Origin of the sequence: Plesiocystis pacifica SIR-1, from assembly GCF_000170895.1 — a bacterium.
In the GTDB taxonomy this organism is placed as follows: domain Bacteria; phylum Myxococcota_A; class Polyangia; order Nannocystales; family Nannocystaceae; genus Plesiocystis; species Plesiocystis pacifica.
The window spans coordinates 1-16,329 of the sequence record NZ_ABCS01000155.1 but is presented as its reverse complement, the minus strand read 5'-3'; the positions used below and the strand labels follow the sequence as shown (position 1 = coordinate 16,329).

13 protein-coding genes are annotated in these 16,329 nt (G+C 72.2%); 9 read left to right on the top strand and 4 right to left on the bottom strand.

Annotated features, from left to right (window positions below):
• On the top strand, positions 1-1,411 hold a 1,411-nt coding region (locus PPSIR1_RS39115; protein ID WP_006976837.1), incomplete at its 5' end, for a thioesterase domain-containing protein.
• A gap of 92 nt (positions 1,412-1,503) precedes the next feature.
• Here PPSIR1_RS39115 and PPSIR1_RS39110 read toward each other — a convergent pair.
• From PPSIR1_RS39110 to PPSIR1_RS39100, 3 genes are all read right to left on the bottom strand, one after another.
• Positions 1,504-1,917: a type 1 periplasmic-binding domain-containing protein gene (locus PPSIR1_RS39110; protein ID WP_006976836.1), complete on the bottom strand. Its 414-nt coding sequence runs from the start codon at positions 1,915-1,917 to the stop codon at positions 1,504-1,506.
• A gap of 200 nt (positions 1,918-2,117) precedes the next feature.
• Positions 2,118-3,311, bottom strand: coding sequence for a THUMP domain-containing class I SAM-dependent RNA methyltransferase (locus PPSIR1_RS39105; protein WP_045117639.1), 1,194 nt, complete (start codon positions 3,309-3,311; stop codon positions 2,118-2,120).
• Between the two features lie 16 nt (positions 3,312-3,327).
• Positions 3,328-5,292 carry a M20/M25/M40 family metallo-hydrolase gene (locus PPSIR1_RS39100; protein WP_006976834.1) on the bottom strand — a complete coding sequence of 655 codons (1,965 nt, stop codon included), beginning with the start codon at positions 5,290-5,292 and terminating at the stop codon, positions 3,328-3,330.
• 138 nt (positions 5,293-5,430) lie between these two features.
• Between PPSIR1_RS39100 and cysD the strand changes: the two genes are divergently transcribed.
• The 7 genes from cysD (at position 5,431) to PPSIR1_RS39065 (ending at position 13,985) form a co-directional block, all read left to right on the top strand.
• A complete protein-coding gene (cysD, locus tag PPSIR1_RS39095; protein WP_269744750.1) occupies positions 5,431-6,402 on the top strand; it encodes a sulfate adenylyltransferase subunit CysD in 972 nt (323 codons plus the stop codon).
• A complete protein-coding gene (locus PPSIR1_RS39090) occupies positions 6,402-8,363 on the top strand; it encodes a bifunctional sulfate adenylyltransferase subunit 1/adenylylsulfate kinase (RefSeq protein ID WP_006976832.1) in 1,962 nt (653 codons plus the stop codon). Before cysD ends, PPSIR1_RS39090 begins: the two co-directional genes overlap by 1 nt.
• A 206-nt stretch (positions 8,364-8,569) precedes the next feature.
• Positions 8,570-9,703, top strand: a complete 1,134-nt coding sequence (locus tag PPSIR1_RS39085; protein WP_006976831.1) for a hypothetical protein — start codon at positions 8,570-8,572, stop codon at positions 9,701-9,703.
• A gap of 40 nt (positions 9,704-9,743) precedes the next feature.
• Positions 9,744-11,015, top strand: a complete 1,272-nt coding sequence (locus tag PPSIR1_RS45160; protein WP_006976830.1) for a sigma-70 family RNA polymerase sigma factor — start codon at positions 9,744-9,746, stop codon at positions 11,013-11,015.
• A gap of 36 nt (positions 11,016-11,051) precedes the next feature.
• The gene (locus PPSIR1_RS39075; protein WP_157596443.1) at positions 11,052-12,500 is read left to right on the top strand and encodes an FG-GAP-like repeat-containing protein; all 1,449 of its coding nucleotides are present in this window, start codon (positions 11,052-11,054) and stop codon (positions 12,498-12,500) included.
• 117 nt (positions 12,501-12,617) lie between these two features.
• Positions 12,618-13,394 (top strand): hypothetical protein, encoded by a 777-nt coding sequence (locus PPSIR1_RS39070; protein ID WP_006976828.1) that lies wholly within the window; start codon positions 12,618-12,620, stop codon positions 13,392-13,394.
• A gap of 210 nt (positions 13,395-13,604) precedes the next feature.
• Entirely contained in the window at positions 13,605-13,985 is a 381-nt protein-coding gene (locus PPSIR1_RS39065) for a hypothetical protein (RefSeq protein ID WP_157596442.1), read from the top strand.
• Here PPSIR1_RS39065 and PPSIR1_RS45155 read toward each other — a convergent pair.
• Entirely contained in the window at positions 13,982-15,511 is a 1,530-nt protein-coding gene (locus PPSIR1_RS45155; RefSeq protein WP_006976826.1) for a ferritin-like domain-containing protein, read from the bottom strand. The genes PPSIR1_RS39065 and PPSIR1_RS45155 overlap by 4 nt on opposite strands.
• A 154-nt stretch (positions 15,512-15,665) precedes the next feature.
• On the opposite strand from PPSIR1_RS45155, the gene PPSIR1_RS39055 reads away from it, so the two are divergent.
• Positions 15,666-16,329, top strand: a 664-nt coding sequence (locus PPSIR1_RS39055) for a hypothetical protein (RefSeq protein ID WP_006976825.1), incomplete at its 3' end; no start/stop codon positions are given.

Here is a 16,329-nt window from a genome sequence, read left to right as displayed (position 1 = left end):
CTGCGAGCTGCACGTGGTCCACCTCCCGGGCCGAGGCGCGCGCACGGGCGAGGCCATCCCGATGGCCATCGAGGACTACGTCGCGCCCATCGTCGAGGCCATCCTCGCCCTCCCGCCGCGGCCGACCGCGTGCCTCGGCCACTGCCTCGGGGCGATGTTCATGGTCGAGGTCGCCGCGGTCCTCGAGCACGAGCACGGCTTCGTGCTCGAGCACGCCTTCGCCAGCGCCGCGCCCCCGCCCGACCACTACTTCCCCTCGACGGCGGTGTTCGACCACTCCGACGAGACCGTGCTCGGGACCCTGCTGGCCATCGGCTTCACCGGCACCCAGGCCCTGGTCGACGACCCCGAGCTGCGCACCCTCGTGCTCCCGGCCGTGCGCGGCGACTTCGAATTCGCCGCCCACTACAGCGCCCAGGATCACCTGCTCTCGCCCATCTCCGCCCCGCTGACCGTGCTCACGGGGCTGCACGACTGGTTCGCGGCGCCGCAGCCCATGCCTCGCTGGGCCGAGCTGACCCGCGGCCACTGCGAGCTGCACCTGCTCGAGGACGGCCACCACTACTTCATCGAGAGCCACCGCGAGCACGTCCAGGCCCTGGTCCTCGACACCCTCGAGGGTCGCCCGCGCCAGCGCGGACCCTTCGAGGCCGTGCCCATGGATCGCTGGACCATGCGCACGCGCCCGCGCCGGGGCTCATCGGTGGAGCTGCACATGGCCCGGCGCAAGCCGAACTGGAGCTGGACCTGGCGACGCCGGGCCCACGCCGTCGGCGGAGCCGCGCGGATCCTCGTGCTGCTCCCCGGGCTGTTCGACACCCCCTGCCCCGTGTCCGAGGTCGAGGCCCTCGACCCCGACGTGGCCGTGCTCGCCCTCGAAGGCCTCGATCTGGGGGGCCAGGCCCTCGAGAACGGCGTCGCCCTGCTCGCGGCCGAGCTCGCCCAGCCCCAGGGCGCCCTCGGCTCGCTGATCCTCGCCGGCCACGGCTTCGGGGCCATCGTCGCCTTCGAGCTCGCGCGCCGCCTCGGCGGCGGGATCCAGAGCCTGGTCGCGATCAACAGCGCCCCGCCCCACGAGAGCTTCCAGAGCCACACCCACCACGCCGGGGACGCCTTCTTGACCCAGCTGATGCACCTCGCCGGGCGCCCCGACTCCGCCGGCGAGATGAACTTCGCCCGGGTCAAGCGCAACCTGATCACCGCCGCGCGCTACACCCACGACCTGCGCGCCTACGCCTCACGGGAGGAACGAGACGCGCTCCCGCCCATCCGGGCCTTCTGCGCCGAGCACGACTTCCTCAGCTCCCGCCACCTCGTGCAGCGCTGGTCCGCCCTCGGCGAGGACGTCGAGCTCGTCTACACCACCGGCGATCACTTCACCCCCGTCCCGGCTCGGGACTTGGTGCCCTGATCCCCCTGATCATCGAGGCGCCGAAACACAAACGAGCGCGCCGGTTCGCGGCGCGCTCGTGCTCATGTGTCGCCCGCTCCAGGCCGCTTCACTCAGTAGCGAACCTTCACGGATTCGAAGGCCTCGAAGTCCGGGAAGCTGTAGGCCTCCGCGTCGATCTGCGGGGGAGCGAGCTCCTTCTTGGCGTAGATGTCGTTGGCCTTGACGATCGCGTCGGCGTAGTTCGGCGAGATCAGGAAGGGCATCTCGGAGTCGTCGAGCAGCCAGTTGATGGCCGTCATCGCGCCGCGGAAGATCGGGCTCCGGACCACGGTAATGTTCGCGATCAAACCCTTTTCGTTGATGTCGTCGGCGCTCAATTCCGCGACCACACTCCGAACAGTCGGTTTCGGCACCTTCGCGTTATCGAGGTTCGAAATCGAGACCAGCCCCGTGTCGCGAAGGTGCAGGTAGCTGGTCAGGCGCTTGCGGAAGGTGAAGGCCTGGCGGAACAGGTGCTCCGACATGTGCCCCGTGTAACAGAGGAAACAGATCGGGAGATGGGACTGGTCCATGTAGACCCGGTCCTTCTGCGACCCCTGCAGGTAAAACCGCACTGGGAATTTTCCGACAGGAGGAATCGTTTTGGTCATCGGCGCCCCACGGCCATCGGAACCCTAGCACGCCAGCTCCCGAGCCGTCGAGAGCGCCAGGCGAGGTCGTCGCACTATGCGCGCCGACCCGAACCGAGGGCGTCACAGACCCACAGCCCGACCTCGACGCTGCCCATCTTGACCGTCGCCCGTCGCTCGAGCGCGAGGCCGGTCGCGTGCGCGAGCTTTGGCTCGGGCGTGACCATGGCCAGGCCCAGCTCGCGGCCGTCGAGGGCGTCGTTCAGGCGTGCGGCAAACTGCCCCAAGCTGGCATAGAGATTGCGCAATCGCGAAGGATCGCCGACCCGCCGTCCCCACGGCGGATTGGCAACGATCAATACCGACTCCGCCCCGCCCACGGCCGTGGCGACGGCGCTCCCATCGAGGCTCCCGATCGAGCCCTGCGCGAGCTCGAGGGCGTCCCCGAGCTGGGCTCGAGCGGCGTTGCGGCGGGCGATCTCGATCGCGCCAGCGTCCCGATCAAAGCCCACGAAGGCCCCCGCGACTGGGTCCTCGCCCGCACTCAGCGCGCGCCGCTCGGCCTCGAAGCGCCGCGAGTCGTAATAGGGGGCCCCCACGAAGCCGAAGCGACGCGCGTGGTTGGCTGGCCAACCCCGCGACCGGGTCGCGGCCTCGATGAGCAGCGTGCCCGAGCCGACCATGGGGTCGACCAGGGCGACGCCGGGGCGCCAGCTCGAGACCTTCAAGAGCGCGCACGCGAGGTCCTCGCGCAGGGGAGCCTTCGCGCCTTCGGGACGCCAGCCTCGCTTGGGCAGCAGGCTCCCCGTGGTGTCGATGCTGATCGTGCAGCGATCACGAATGATGCGGACCTGAACCAGGACCGGCTCGAAGCCAGACGGGCCGTGGTCGCCCCCGCCGGGGCCCTCGGCCTCGCCGTCGACGCAGAACACGGCCTCGCCCCGGCTGCGGGCGAAGATCCCCCGCTCGACGCGCTCGGCGATGCCGCCCGTGTGGTAGAGGCGCGAGCGCTTGGCGTGCGCGCGCACCCGGACGCCCATGCCCCAGTCCAGCCAGCGCTCCCACTCGATGTCCCGGGCGACGCGCTCGAGCTTGCGAAAGTCGCGGACGAAGAACTCGCCGACGCGGATCAGCACGCGCAGGCCCAGGCCGCACCCGAGGTTCAAGCGGTAGACGTCGGCGAAGTCGCCGAAGCAGCTGACCCCGCCCGGCACGGCGCGGGCCTCCTCGATGCCCAGCGCCTCGACCTCTTCCAAGAGCAGCTCCTCGAGCCCGGGCGCCGCGGCCACAAACAAGCGTAGTCGTTCACTCATCCCTGTCTCCGTCCCCGCCAAAGCGTCGCGCTCGCTCCTCGCGACGGCGCGCGCGCTCGCGCTCCCCCTCGGTCTGAGACCAGTCCACGCGCAGCTCCACCGAGCCCCCCTCGCCCTCGACGGTCAGGGTCTTGCGGGCCTCGCCGACCCCGACGGCGGCGACGAGGGCCTCGACGGTGGTCACCGCCTCGCCCTCGACGGCGACGATGCGCGCCCCGACCTCGAGGCCCGCCTCCCCCGCCACGCTGTCCGCGAGCACCTCGGTGACCACCATGTCCTCGAGCAGCACCCCCAGCTGCCGCCGCGGGATCGGCCCCGCGTTCGCGCGCTCGACCATGCCCTCGGCGTTGGCCAGGCCCCACGCCGCGATCGCCACGACCAGGGCCGAGCGACGCTGGTAACGATCGATGATCGCGTCGAAGTGATCGTGCTGGGTGTGGTGGTAGCGGGCGTAGCTCGAGCGCCCGGCCTGGTCCCAATAAAAGGCGGGCACGTCGGCGTGGATGAAGGGCGCGGAGTCGCTGGGCTCGACGATCAACGACTCCACGGTGCGCACGCCAAAGGGCATGGCCTCGCCCGCCTCGCCCTCGACCAGCGCCCGGCGGCGCTCGAGGGCGAGCACCGGGGCGAACACGGCGTCCATCTGGGCGCGCATCTCCGGGGTCACCGGGATGCCCGAGAGGTAGTTGGTGCCGCCGTCGTGGACGAGCACGGCCGAGATGTCGCGCAGCGCCTCGGGGTGCTGCTCGACCCAGGCCCGGGACCCGAGCAGGCCCTGCTCCTCGCCCGTCCACAGCATGACCTGGATGCTCCGCGCCGGTCGCTGGCCCGTGGCCGCGCACGCCCGGCTGATCAGGCGCGCGGCCTCCATGGCCGTGGCGACCCCCGTGGCGTTGTCGATGGCCCCGCTCGCCCCGTCCCAGGAGTCGAGGTGGCCGCCGATGATCACCCGCTGGTTCGCGCGCCCGCTGTCCGGGTCGCCGGCCAGGGTCGCGACCACGTTGTGCTGGGCCAGCGGCCCCTTGATGAAGTGGTTGTCGACGTCGAACTCGAGCTCGACGTAGTCCCCGGCGTCCACGGCCGCGCTCAGGGCCGCGTGCTGATCGCCGCGCAGGCGGACCGTCACCCCCTTGGGCAGCGCGCCCCACTCGACGTCGTGGTCGCCGTGGGTGTGCAGCAAGGTGTCGTTTGGGCCGCCCGCGGCCACGACGAAGCCGGCGATGGTGCCCTGCTCGACGCTCCGCAGCATCCGCCCGCCGAGCTCCCCCCGCGGCCACGCCGGCCCGCCGCGCTCGGGGTCGTGGCCGACCAGCACCCAGGCCCCGCGCAGGTAGGGCTTGCGGCTGCGCAGCTCGGCGTCGGTGGTCGGCATGCGCACGGCTCGACCGCGCACCGGGCCCTTGGTCCCCGGGCTCCACGCGTCGGTCACGAAGGCCAGCTCCGCGCCCTCGAGCCCGGCCAGGGGCTCCCGCGGCCGGACCACGCTGCCCGAGGCGGGGCCGCGGTCGAAGCCCACGGCGAGCTCGCCCCAGCGCTCGCGCTCGGCCTCGAGGCCCCAGCTTGCGAGGGTGTCCACGGCCCACTCTTCGGCGTCGACCAGGGCGCCCGATCCCGTCAGCCGCGGGCCGATGTCGACGGCGAGGTGCCGGGCCAGGGCCCCGACCTCGCTGTTGGCTTCGGCCTCGGCGACCAGCGCCTGGATCACCAGGTCGTCGGAGATCGACTCGATCGCGGCGCCCTCGGGCGCGGCAGCCCTCGCCGCGCCCTCCCCACTCGGGGTGTCCAGCTCGGCGTGGCCGTCTTCGCCCTGCGCCCTGGGGACCTCGCCGGGAGCCTCCCCGCGGCACGCCCCGCCCAGCGCGAGGACGAGGCCGAACGCCGCCGCCCTCGCTCCGATCCAGGTGCGCGCGACATGCTCGAAGCACGCTTCGCCCGCGCAGGAGGCTCGCCGCGACATGGGCCCGCATCATGACACGTTTGTGGCACCGCTCTCAGAATCAACAGCTGATTACCTAAGATAATCTCTCCCCCAATCCTCGCACCGGGTACGAAGCTGCCCAGGACTGCGACTACCAGCGATCTAAAATAAACGGACATCAACCCAACAAACAACGGGCCAGCTTTCCTCCCGCCCACGCAGCGGGTACAGTCCGCCACCCCCATGGACGCCCGACGACTCACGCACCTGCGCCAGCTCGAGGCCGAGAGCATCTTCATCATCCGCGAGGTGGTGGCCGAGTTTCAGAACCCGGTGATGCTCTACTCGATCGGCAAAGACTCCGCGGTGATGCTCCGCCTGGCCCGAAAAGCCTTCTGGCCGGGCAAGCTGCCCTTCCCTTTGATGCACGTCAACACGACGTGGAAGTTCAAGGAGATGATCGCCTTCCGCGACAAGCTGTGTCGCGAGACCGGCCTGGAGCTCATCGAGCACATCAACCACGACGGCGTGCGTCGGGGCATCAACCCCTTCGACCACGGCGGCTCGTACACCGACATCATGAAGACCGACGGGCTCAAGCAGGCCCTGACCGAGCACGCCTTCGACGCGGCCTTCGGCGGCGCGCGCCGGGACGAGGAGCGCTCGCGGGCCAAGGAGCGGGTCTACTCCTTCCGCGACCGCAAGCACGCCTGGGACCCCAAGAACCAGCGCCCGGAGCTGTGGCGGCTCTACAACGGCCGCCACAAAAAGGGCGAGTCGATCCGCGTGTTCCCCCTGTCCAACTGGACCGAGCTCGACGTGTGGCAGTACATCCACCTCGAGCGCATCCCGATCGTGCCGCTGTACTACGCCAAGGTCCGCCCCGTCGTCGAGCGCGACGGCACGCTGATCATGGTCGACGACGAGCGCATGCGCCTCGAGCCTGGCGAGGAGCCGAAGCGGGAGATGGTCCGCTTTAGGACCCTCGGCTGCTACCCCCTGACCGGCGCCGTCCGGTCTGAAGCCACCACCGTGCCCCAGATCATCCACGAGATGTTGACCACCAAGACCAGCGAGCGCTCCGGCCGAGTCATCGACCGCGACGAGGAAGCCTCCATGGAGAAGAAGAAGCGGGAGGGCTACTTCTGATGGCCGTCGATCATCGCAGCTACCCCTTCCCGGCCAAGGCCCCCGCCGACGCCGATCGCCCCGTCAGCTCCCTGGTCGAGACCATCCCGCCGCCGGCCGAGGCCGACGCCGAGATGCTCGAGTTCCTCGCCGACTACGAGCGCCGCTCGCTGCTGCGCTTCGTGACCATCGGCTCCGTCGACGACGGCAAGTCCACGCTCATCGGCCGGCTGCTCTACGAGACCGGCGGCGTGTTCGAGGACCAGCTCGCCGCGGTCACCAGCACCGACGGCGAGGGCGAGGCGAGCATCAACTTCGCCAACCTGACCGACGGCCTGGTCGCCGAGCGCGAGCAGGGCATCACCATCGACGTCGCCTACCGCTACTTCGCGACCAAAAAGCGCAAGTTCATCATCGCCGACACCCCCGGCCACGTGCAGTACACGCGCAACATGGCCACCGGGGCGTCGACGGCCGACGCCGCGATCATCCTCATCGACGCGCGCCTGGGCGTGCTCCAGCAAAGCCGCCGCCACGCGACCATCGCCAACCTCATCGGCATCCCCCACCTGCTCGTCGCGGTCAACAAGATGGACCTGGTCGACTTCGACCAGGGCGCCTACCAGGCCATCGTCGACGAGTTCCGGGCCTTCACCGCCAAGCTCGGCTTCGACAAGGTCGAGTTCTTCCCGGTCAGCGCCCTCGAGGGCGACAACGTGGTCCAGGCGTCCACGCGCACGCCGTGGTTCGCGGAATCCGGCGGAGCCGACGGCAAGGGCGGCAAGCCCCTGCTCGAGCACCTCGAGACCATGCCGGTCCCGACCACCGGCGACGAGGACCGGCTGATCTTCCCGGTCCAGCTCGTCAGCCGCCCGGACCTGAACTTCCGCGGCTACGCGGGCACCCTCGCCGCCGGCTCGGTCCGCCCCGGCGACGCCGTCAAGGTCCTGCCCTCGGGCAAGACCACCAAGGTCGAGCGCGTGGTCGCCTGGGACGGCGACCTGCCCGAGGCCTTCGCCCCGATGTCGGTCACCCTGACCCTCGCCGACGAGATCGACATCAGCCGCGGCGACGTGCTGACCCGCGTGGACAACCAGCTCCACGTCAGCCGCCGGCTCACGGCCACGCTGGTGTGGATGCACGACATCCCGCTCGAGCCCAACCGCCAATACCTGATCAAGCACATGACCACCCTGGTCTCGGGCACGATCACCGCGGTCCACCACCGCCTGGACATGGACAGCCTCGAGCCCGTCGACGCCGACACCCTCAGCCTCAACGACGTCGGCGACGTGACCTTGAGCCTCAACCGCCCGCTGATCCTCGACGAGTACGAGGCCGACAAGACCGCCGGCTCCTTCGTGATCATCGACCGGGTCAGCAACGTGACCATCGCCGCGGGCATGATCCGCAGCCACGGCGAGGACTACCAAGACGACGGCCGGGCCGTGGCCGCGGCCCTGACCGCCGAGGAGCGGGCCGCGCGCTCGAACCAAAAGCCCGCCGTGCTGTGGATGACGGGGCGCTCGGGCACGGGCAAGATCGTCGTCGCGCGGGCCCTCGAGCGCCGGCTGTTCGACGCCGGCCACCAGGCCTACGTGTTCGACCCCCGGCGCATCACCAAGATCGAGCGCCAGGCCCAGGGCAAGGCCCTCGACTTCGTCATCGACGCGGCCGAGCTCGCCGCCGACGCGGGCATGATCGTCATCGTCGCGTTCACCTCCCCGGCGCGCAGCGATCGCGACCGCGCCCGGGAGCGCCTGGCCGACCGCTTCGAGTTCGTCGAGGCCTTCTTCGACGCCGAGCTGCCGACCTGCCGCAGCCGCCTCGAGGCCCTCGGGCGCGACCCCGAGGAGGCCAGCTACGCCTACGAGCCGCCGGACGACCCGGACATCATGATCGACGGCGACGAGCTCGACATCGAGGCTGAGGTCGATCGGCTGATGCGTTCCCTCGAGCGCCGCGGGCTGATTACCACTTAACCCCACGAGCGCTCGGGACCGGGGGCGCTCCGTCGCTCCCGCTCCTTCGCTGAGGCCCGTCCTCAATGGTGTTCGTGCCTCCGCGAGCGCATGTGCTTGCCCCCTGAAGGGGGCATGGCCAGGCTGTCATCGTGGGGGCTCGAAGGCCCCCCGCGACCGCGGGCCCGGCGGGCGAGGGCGTGTCATGCTTCACGCCACGCTCGCCCATGCTCGGCGTCTTCCTCTCTACCCTCTCGAGCCTGAGCCCGCTGGCGCCCGAGCCCGCGGTGCTCGACGTGGACTGGGCGGTGGCGGACACTTGCCCGTCGCGCGCCGAGTTCGAGGGGCGGGTCCAGGCCTACCTCGGCCGGCCCCTCGCCGAGGCCGACGCGCGCTGGCCCGTGGACGCGCGCGTGGTCGAGGCGCGGGGGGCCTTCGCCCTGGCGCTGGAGGTGGGCGGCCAGCGCCACCGGCTGCGCCACCACGACTGTCGGCAGCTCGCCGAGCTCGCCGCGAGCCTGGTCGCGGTGGTCATCGACCCCCTCGCCGATCCGGGGGTCGGCTTCGAGCTCCCGCCTCCGCCGCCCCGGGCGAGCCCGCCGACCGAAGCGGCCCCGCCGGTGCAGCGGCCCGTGACCGTGCAGCGACCCCGGAGCGCGCCAACGCCCGAGCCCGCAGCCGAGCCCTGGGCGCCTCCCCGGCGCGCCGCCTCCCCGGGGCCCTTCGACCTGCCCAGACGCCGCGCCCGGCGGGCCCCCGTCGACTGGGATCCGCCGAGCCTCGTCCTGGCGCTGGCGAGCGGCGCGAGCCTGGGCACCTTCCCCAACGTCGGCCCCGTCGTCGACGCGCGCGTGGGCCTGGACCTGCGCGACTCGGACCGGCCGCTGGTCGGCGCGCGGGTCTTGGCCGTCGGCGGCGTCGCCCTGGCGGGCCGCTTCCGCGACGACTCGGGGGCGCGCGGGGCCGATCTGATCGCCTGGGAGCTCGGCCTCTCGCCCTGCTGGGTCGCCCACTGGGGGAGGCCCAGCGCCCGCGGCCAGCTCGATCTGCGGACCTGCGCCGCGCTCTCGGCCGGCCAGCTCCGCGCCCAGCCCGTGGCCACGACGAGCGGGGCGAGCGTGGTCCCCCAGCCGTGGGTCCGCGGCGAGCTGAGCCTCGGGCTCGCCGTCGCGCTGAGCCGGCGCGTGGGCCTGTTCGCCGATCTGAGCGCGGGCGCCAACTTGCTGCGGCCGCGCTTCGTGCTCGCCGATCCGAGCGCGAGCTACGTGGTCCCCGCGGGGACAGCGCGGGCCCTGGGTGGCATTGAACTGCGTTTTCTCGGGCTTTCGAGTCAGCCCGAGAAAAAATCACGGCCCCAGTGACGACCCCACCGAAGATCGGACATCCACACCATCGGAGCCCGTGAACGCCCGCCACGACAGCATCGCCGACTCGCAGCTGCGTCGCCTCCGACGGCGCCGCGTCGCCGACTTCGAGGCCTTCTATCGCGAGCACTACGCCTTCGTGTGGCGCAGCGCTCGGCACCTCCTCGCGGGGCGCTCCGAGTCGGACGTCGAGGACCTGCTGCAAGAGACCTTCACCGTCGCCTACCGCCGCTTCGGCAGCTACCAGCCCGAGGCCTGCGCCCCGACGACCTGGCTGTTTGGGATCGTCCGCAACGTGGCCCGCAACCACGCCCGGGGCCACGGCCGACGCGAGCGCAAGCACGCCGCCCTCGCCCACGCCGCCCAGTCCAACGAAGCCACCGAGCGCGGAGGCCAGCCCCTCGACGAGGCCCTGCTCGCCCGGCGCATGCTCGAAGACTTCCTCGCCGGGCTCGACCCCGACAAGCGGGCCGCCTTCGTCCTCGTCGAGCTCGAGGGCTTCACGGGGCGAGAGCTGGCCGCGGCCCTGGGCGTCAACGCGAACACGGCCAGCTCCCGGCTCCGCGCCGCGCGCAAGGCTTTTTGCGACCACTTCGAGCTGCCGCGCGGAGCCATCGGCAAGCGCACCGCCCCCCTGCGCTCGCTCGCGCCCAGTCCCGACGCGCCGGCGCGGACCCAGGCCGCGCTGTGGCCCGCGCTGGGTCTGCCGCTGTCGACCAGCGCCGCCCTCGTCGGGACCCTGCCGGCCCTGGGCCTGACGACCTTCGCGGCCAAGCTCGGCGCGGCCTCCCTGGGGCTCTTGCTCGTCGGCCTGGGGCTGCTCACCGGCGTGACCCTCGAGACCGAGGCCCAGGCCGAAGCCGCGACCGAGCGGGAGCGGGCGCGCATCGATCGACAGCGGGGCGCCCTCGCGGCCCAGGCGAGGCGCCCCCCTCCCCCGCGCGAAGTCACCGTCGAGCCGCCGGCACCCGCTCCCGTCGAGGCGCCCGCGCCCGCGCCCGACGAAGCCCGCCCCGCCGAGCGGGAGCGGCCAGCCTCCGTCGACGCCCACGAGCGCTTCCGCCAAGCCCGAGCCCAGCTCGTCGCGGGAGAGCCCGAGGCGACGCTGCGCACCCTAGCGAGCTTGTCCCCTGCCGAGGCCCGCCGCGCAGGCCTGGCCGGCGCGCGGGCGTCCACGCTGATCGCCGCCCGCTGCCGCCTGAACCAGGGCCCCGAGGCTCGCCGCGTCTACGAAGCGCTCCCGATCCAGCTCGACGCGGGCCAGGAACGCGACGCCCTCCTGGCTCGCCTCGATCACGCTTGCTGGTGATCACGAAGCGCCGCCGACCCGGACATGCACGGAGCGATGACCCACTCACCCAAGCTCCTCGCGCCCATCGCCCTGCTGACCCTGTCCGCCTGCGTCGTCAAGCTCCCTGGCAACCTCGAAGGCGGCCAGGACGAGGGCGACACCCTCGGCGAGGCCGACGCGGACGAGGGCCTGCCCACCGCCGAGTCGTCCAGCGAGGGCTGCGACGACGAGGGCGACCCGCCCCTCGAGAGCTGCGAGACCGGCGACATCACGGCCGAGTCCGCGGAGTCCAGCGAGGGCCTGCCCACCGCCGAGTCCAGCGAGGGCCTGCCCACCGCCGAGTCCGCCGAGGAGAGCGAGAGCGAGACCCAGACCACCGACGACGGGAACGACACCGATCCCATCGACGCCGCCCTCTCGTCCTGGGGCCTGGAGCGCTTCCAGTCCCAGGTCAACCTGAGCCACATCTACCCGCACTTCGGCGACTTCGACGGCGACGGCGACCTCGACATCATCAACTACCGCGGCAACGGGGTCGACCTGGTCGAGAACCTCGGCAACGGCGAGTTCGTCATCTCGGGCAGCCGAGACTTCAACCTCCCGGTCACCGCCGTGGCCCCTGGCGACTTCGACGGCGACGGCATCGACGACCTGGTCTTCTACGACGGACAATCCGGCGCCGACAAGGTCTACGTGCTCATGAGCGAGGGGCCCTTCGAGCTCGGCCCGCCCCAAGCCGTGACCTCCCCCGGCGACGGCGACATTGGCTGGAGCGTCGTGGCCTTCGACGTCAACGGCGACGACGAGGACGACCTGATCGTGCGCACCCAAAACGGCGGCGGGACCGTGCTGCTGTCCTGGTTCGGGGGCTTCGACCCCTGGCTGCCCATCGCCCCGCCGTCTTGCCACATCGACGAGTTCCTGGTCGGCGACCTCGACCTCCACCCCGACGGCTTCGAGGACCTGATGACCGTCGGCAAGTGCGACGGCGACCTCAACCCCATCCAGCTCGGCGTCCACCTCCGCGGCGAGCCCATCAACCCCTACACCCAGACCCAGCTGGTCATGGACCCGGACCACAGCCTGATCGGCATGCCCGCGCGGCTCCACGACTTCGACGGCGACGGCGACCTCGACTTCATCGCCCAGCTCAACCACGAGGACGGCATGAGCGTGTCGCTCAACGACGGCGCCGGCGGCTATGAGGCGCCCCTGGCCCTCGACTACTCGGTGGTCGACATGGAGTACATGGTCTTCCCGCTCGACCTCGAGGATGGCCAGGTCGCCTACGTGCTCGACCAGGACTGGCTCCGGCAGCTCGTCAGCGTGCTGTTCGTGACCCCGGAGCTGACCCTCCAGACCGAGCAGGTCTACCACTACGAGCTCCACGGCACCGTGGTGGGCTCGGCGGACTTCGACAACGACGGCCGCGCGGACTTGCTGGTTCGGGATACCTTCGGCGAAGACATGTCGGTGTGGACCGCTGGCGGCTGGGGACCATGACGCCCGCCCCCGCGGGGCGCTCTCGAAGCGCGCTGCGAGACGCAACAGCCAACGCGCCTCGCGGACTTTTTGAGCCCCTTCGTGATCCCTCCTCGCGGCCCTCGACTCTGCCCCGGTGTGACCCGACGCGACCGGACCTCGAAGGCCACCCAGCTCCGCTCCTCCCTCACCCTCGCCGTGGCTGCGGGCGCCGTGATGGCGGCGCCCTCGCTCGCCCGCGCGGCCGCTCCGGAGCCCGCCACCTTGGCCCCGGCGATGGCCCCCGAAGCGCCAGACAGCGGCGCAGATACGGAATCGGACGTCGTCCTTCGCCCGCCGGCCCCCGAGCTCGGCTTCGACCTCGAGCCCCTGCGCCCGCCGACGCCCAAGGACGGCGTCGGCTCCATCGTCGGAGGCAGCGTCGCCCTCGGGGCCTCGGCGACCATCGTCGGCACCATGGCGGCCACCAACCCCCAGGCCTCGGCGCGCGAGTGGGCCGTCCCGGCGAGCTTCGCCACCCTCGGCGCCGCCGTCGGCACGACCGCCCTCGTCATCGGAGCGCGACGTCACCGGCGCTACCGGGCCCACGCGGCCGAGCACGGACCCGGCCTGTCCCAGGGCCACGGCCTGCTCGTCGGCGGCTCCACGGCCCTCGTGCTCGGCGCGATCGGAGGCACGGCGGCGGCCTACGTCATGGCCTTCGAGGGCAGCTGGGGCGGCGAGGTCTCGCCCCTGGGTCCAGGCGCGGTGATGGCCTACGTCAGCGCCGGCTCGGCCGTGACCGGCGCTGCGCTGATCGGCCTCGGCGCCAGCAAGAACCGGCGCTGGCGCGCGAGCGAGGAGGCCTTCCAGGTCCAGCCGACCTTCAGCGCCACTCCCCAGGGAGGCAGCGTGGGGATCCAGGGTCGGTTCTGAGTCGCTCGACATGAGATCGACTCGAAACGGAGTACAGCCGGGCGACCGAGGTCCCATTTTGCCTCGTCTGTCCCAGAAGTGACCAAGAGAACACCTGGGTGAAACGAAAACGAGCACCATGTGCCCATGTCCACATTGGGAAGCTGTCCCTTCGACCAAAAAGGGTCTTGCAATCCCCCCTCACCCGGGTCAGGACAACCAGTGATGGCCGTGCCTCGCCCGCGTGACTCGTACGACAGCTTCGCAGAGCAGCAGGCCTTCGTGCGGGCCAGGTTGGGCGCCGACCCGGAAACGGCGAGCCTGGCGCCGCGCATCCACCAGCTCCTCGAGAGCGTCGACGCGGGCAACCAGGCGCTGCGCCGGGCTCGGGCCCTCGAGCAGCGCGGCCGCGGGCCTCGCCGCTCCCTCGCTGCCGACGAGTTCGGCCTCGCGGCGGGGCGCCTGGGCGCGCTGTTCAGCTCGGCCCAGGCCCGACTCGAGCGCCAGCACCCCGACGCCGTCGAGCTCCTCGAAGATCTCGGCGCGGTCGTCCAAGGCCTCGAGCAGGGCGTGCTCGAGCTGAGCGCCGAGCTCCGCGAGCGCCGTCGCTAGCAAACGACCGAGCGCTCGCTCGTCTGTCGCAGGGCGTCGACGCAGGGCCGGATCACCTGAGCGATCGCGGCGCGGTGCAGCTCTCGCCGCGCTCGCTCCGAGAGCACCCCGGTCTCGCGCAGGCTGAGCGTCCCCTCGTCGACGGTTGCCCCCGCGCCCATGCCCGAGAGCATCCCCGAGAGCACCCCGTCGAAGGTCGCCAGGGCCCGACCCCGCAGCCGCGGGTTGCGCTCGAGCAGCCACCCGAGCGCCCGCCAGCCGAGCTCGGCGTGGCGCCACTCGTCCTCGGCGATGGTCCCGAGCACCTCCGCGAGCGCGGCGTCCTCGACCTCGAGGGCCGCCTGCCGAGCCTCGAGGGCGGCCAGGGTCTCGCCCACGCAGGCCTCCATCACGAGCCCGTCGAGGATCGCCGGCAGCTCCTCGCTGCCCGGCTGCGCGAGCGCGAGGCTGCCCGGGCCCACGGGCTCCCCGGCGTAGGCCGAGGCCAGGGCGAAGGTCGAGCGCGCGTGCTCGACCTCGTCGGCCATGGCTCGCAGCGTGTCCTGGATGAGCCGCGGAGGCGCGCCGAGGGCCAGCAGCTGGTTGGCGAAGCGGGCGAAGGAAGCGACGGAGGCGTGCTCGAACAGGGCGACCTCGGTCCAGTGCGCCGCGAGGGCCTCGCGGATCGCCGCAGCGCTCGGCGCTCGCGGGGTCCGGATCGACCCCGCCCAGTCCCGGCGCCGCTCGGCCCTCGCAACCCGTGCCTCGCCCTCCACGAAGTAGGGCCGGCCGCACGCGCAGTCGCACCACCCCGGCGAGGAGCAGCTCCACTCCCCGTCGGGGCTCGCCCCGTGAGCGGCACACTGCAGCTCGCAGGAGTCGTCGACGGGGCAGTCGTCGTCGCTGTGGCAGGCCGCGTTGGGCTCGGCGCAGGACACCGTGAAGCTGTTGCCGCAACAGCCCTCGTACTCGCTCAGCCCGCACAGGCCCTCGCCGCACTCGCCGTCGGTGGTGCAGTTGAAGCTCTCGATGCAGGTCGACCGACCGGCCACGCCCGCAGGCGCGCAGATCCTCCCCGCGTCGCAGTCGGCATCGGTCTCGCAGCCGTAGGAGCACTCGCACAGGCCGCTGAAGGGCTCCTCGATGCAGCGCCCGTGGGCCTTGTCGGTGCAGTCGGCCCCGGTCGCGCAATCGCCCTGGCCCGAGTAGCACGCGTCCTCACCGGCGGGGTCGAGGGCGGGCACGGCCTCGGCCCGGTGGATGAAGCCGTCCGCGCACCGGACGAAGCCGCTCGGCTCCTGCGTCCCCGTCTGGACGATGGGCTCGGGATCGGCGCATGCGTAGGGCTCGGTGCCCTCGTCCTCGCTCGTGTCGGGCTCCGTATCGGTATCGGTGTCCGCGTCATCGCCCGCTTCGGTGTCTGCGTCATCCGCAGCGTCGTCTTCGGCGACGGTGCGACCCGAGCAACCAGGGGCCGCGCCGAGGCTCGCAGACAGGCCCAGGGCCGTGAGCAGGGAGAGATGACGGGAATGCAGATCGAGCAACATGGCAAGGCTCGCGCCACGCAGGCGCGGAAGCACGAGTGTAGCGTGATTCACGCGTACGCCCGACGAGTTTTTGTGCGCCAGCTCGGCCCTCCGCGCAGTGAAAGGCTCCCGCGCGCTGCTAAGCTGCCCAGGTTCTCCCCTGGATTTCGACGACGTGCCCTTAGAGCCCATCCCCACCGCGACCTCGGGCGCCCGCGTGCGCGTGCCCCTGCCGGCGTGGATGCTCGCCTGGCCCCGCGGCCTCGTGCCCTCGGCGGCCCACGCCTGCGCCCGCGAGGTCCAGCTCCACTACACCCTCCGCGACGGCACGCACCTCGAGCTCGCCCTTCGCCGCGTTCGAGCTGCCGTGCGCGTGGACGTCCGCGAGGGCCCGGGGCTCGAGTCCAACGCCGTGCCCCCGCGCGCCCGCGAGGCCATGCGCGCCGCCTTGCGTCGGCGCCTCGCCACGGGGCAGGCCCGGGCCTGGGTCCACGCCGTGACCGCGAGCGCCGACGCGTTGGTGAACGGAGCGGCGGAGGACCGCGCTCCCCCCGAGGCGAGCGTCATCGAGGCCCTCGCCGAGGGCCAGCTCGCCGGCGCCCTCGAGCTGTGGACTCGACACGGGGCCGCGATCACCCGACGCGCCCGCCTGCCCGGGACGGCGGGCACGCCCGCGGCCTACTGCGCCGCGCTGATCTGCGGGGTCCTGGGGCTGCCGCGCGCGGGTCGGGACTTCGCCCGGCGCGACAGCCCCGACGAGCCGCGCCACGCCCAGGCCCTCGGCTCCGCGCTGCTCCAGCTCGGCGCGCCGGCGGACGCCCTCGCCCCCCTCGCCTGGG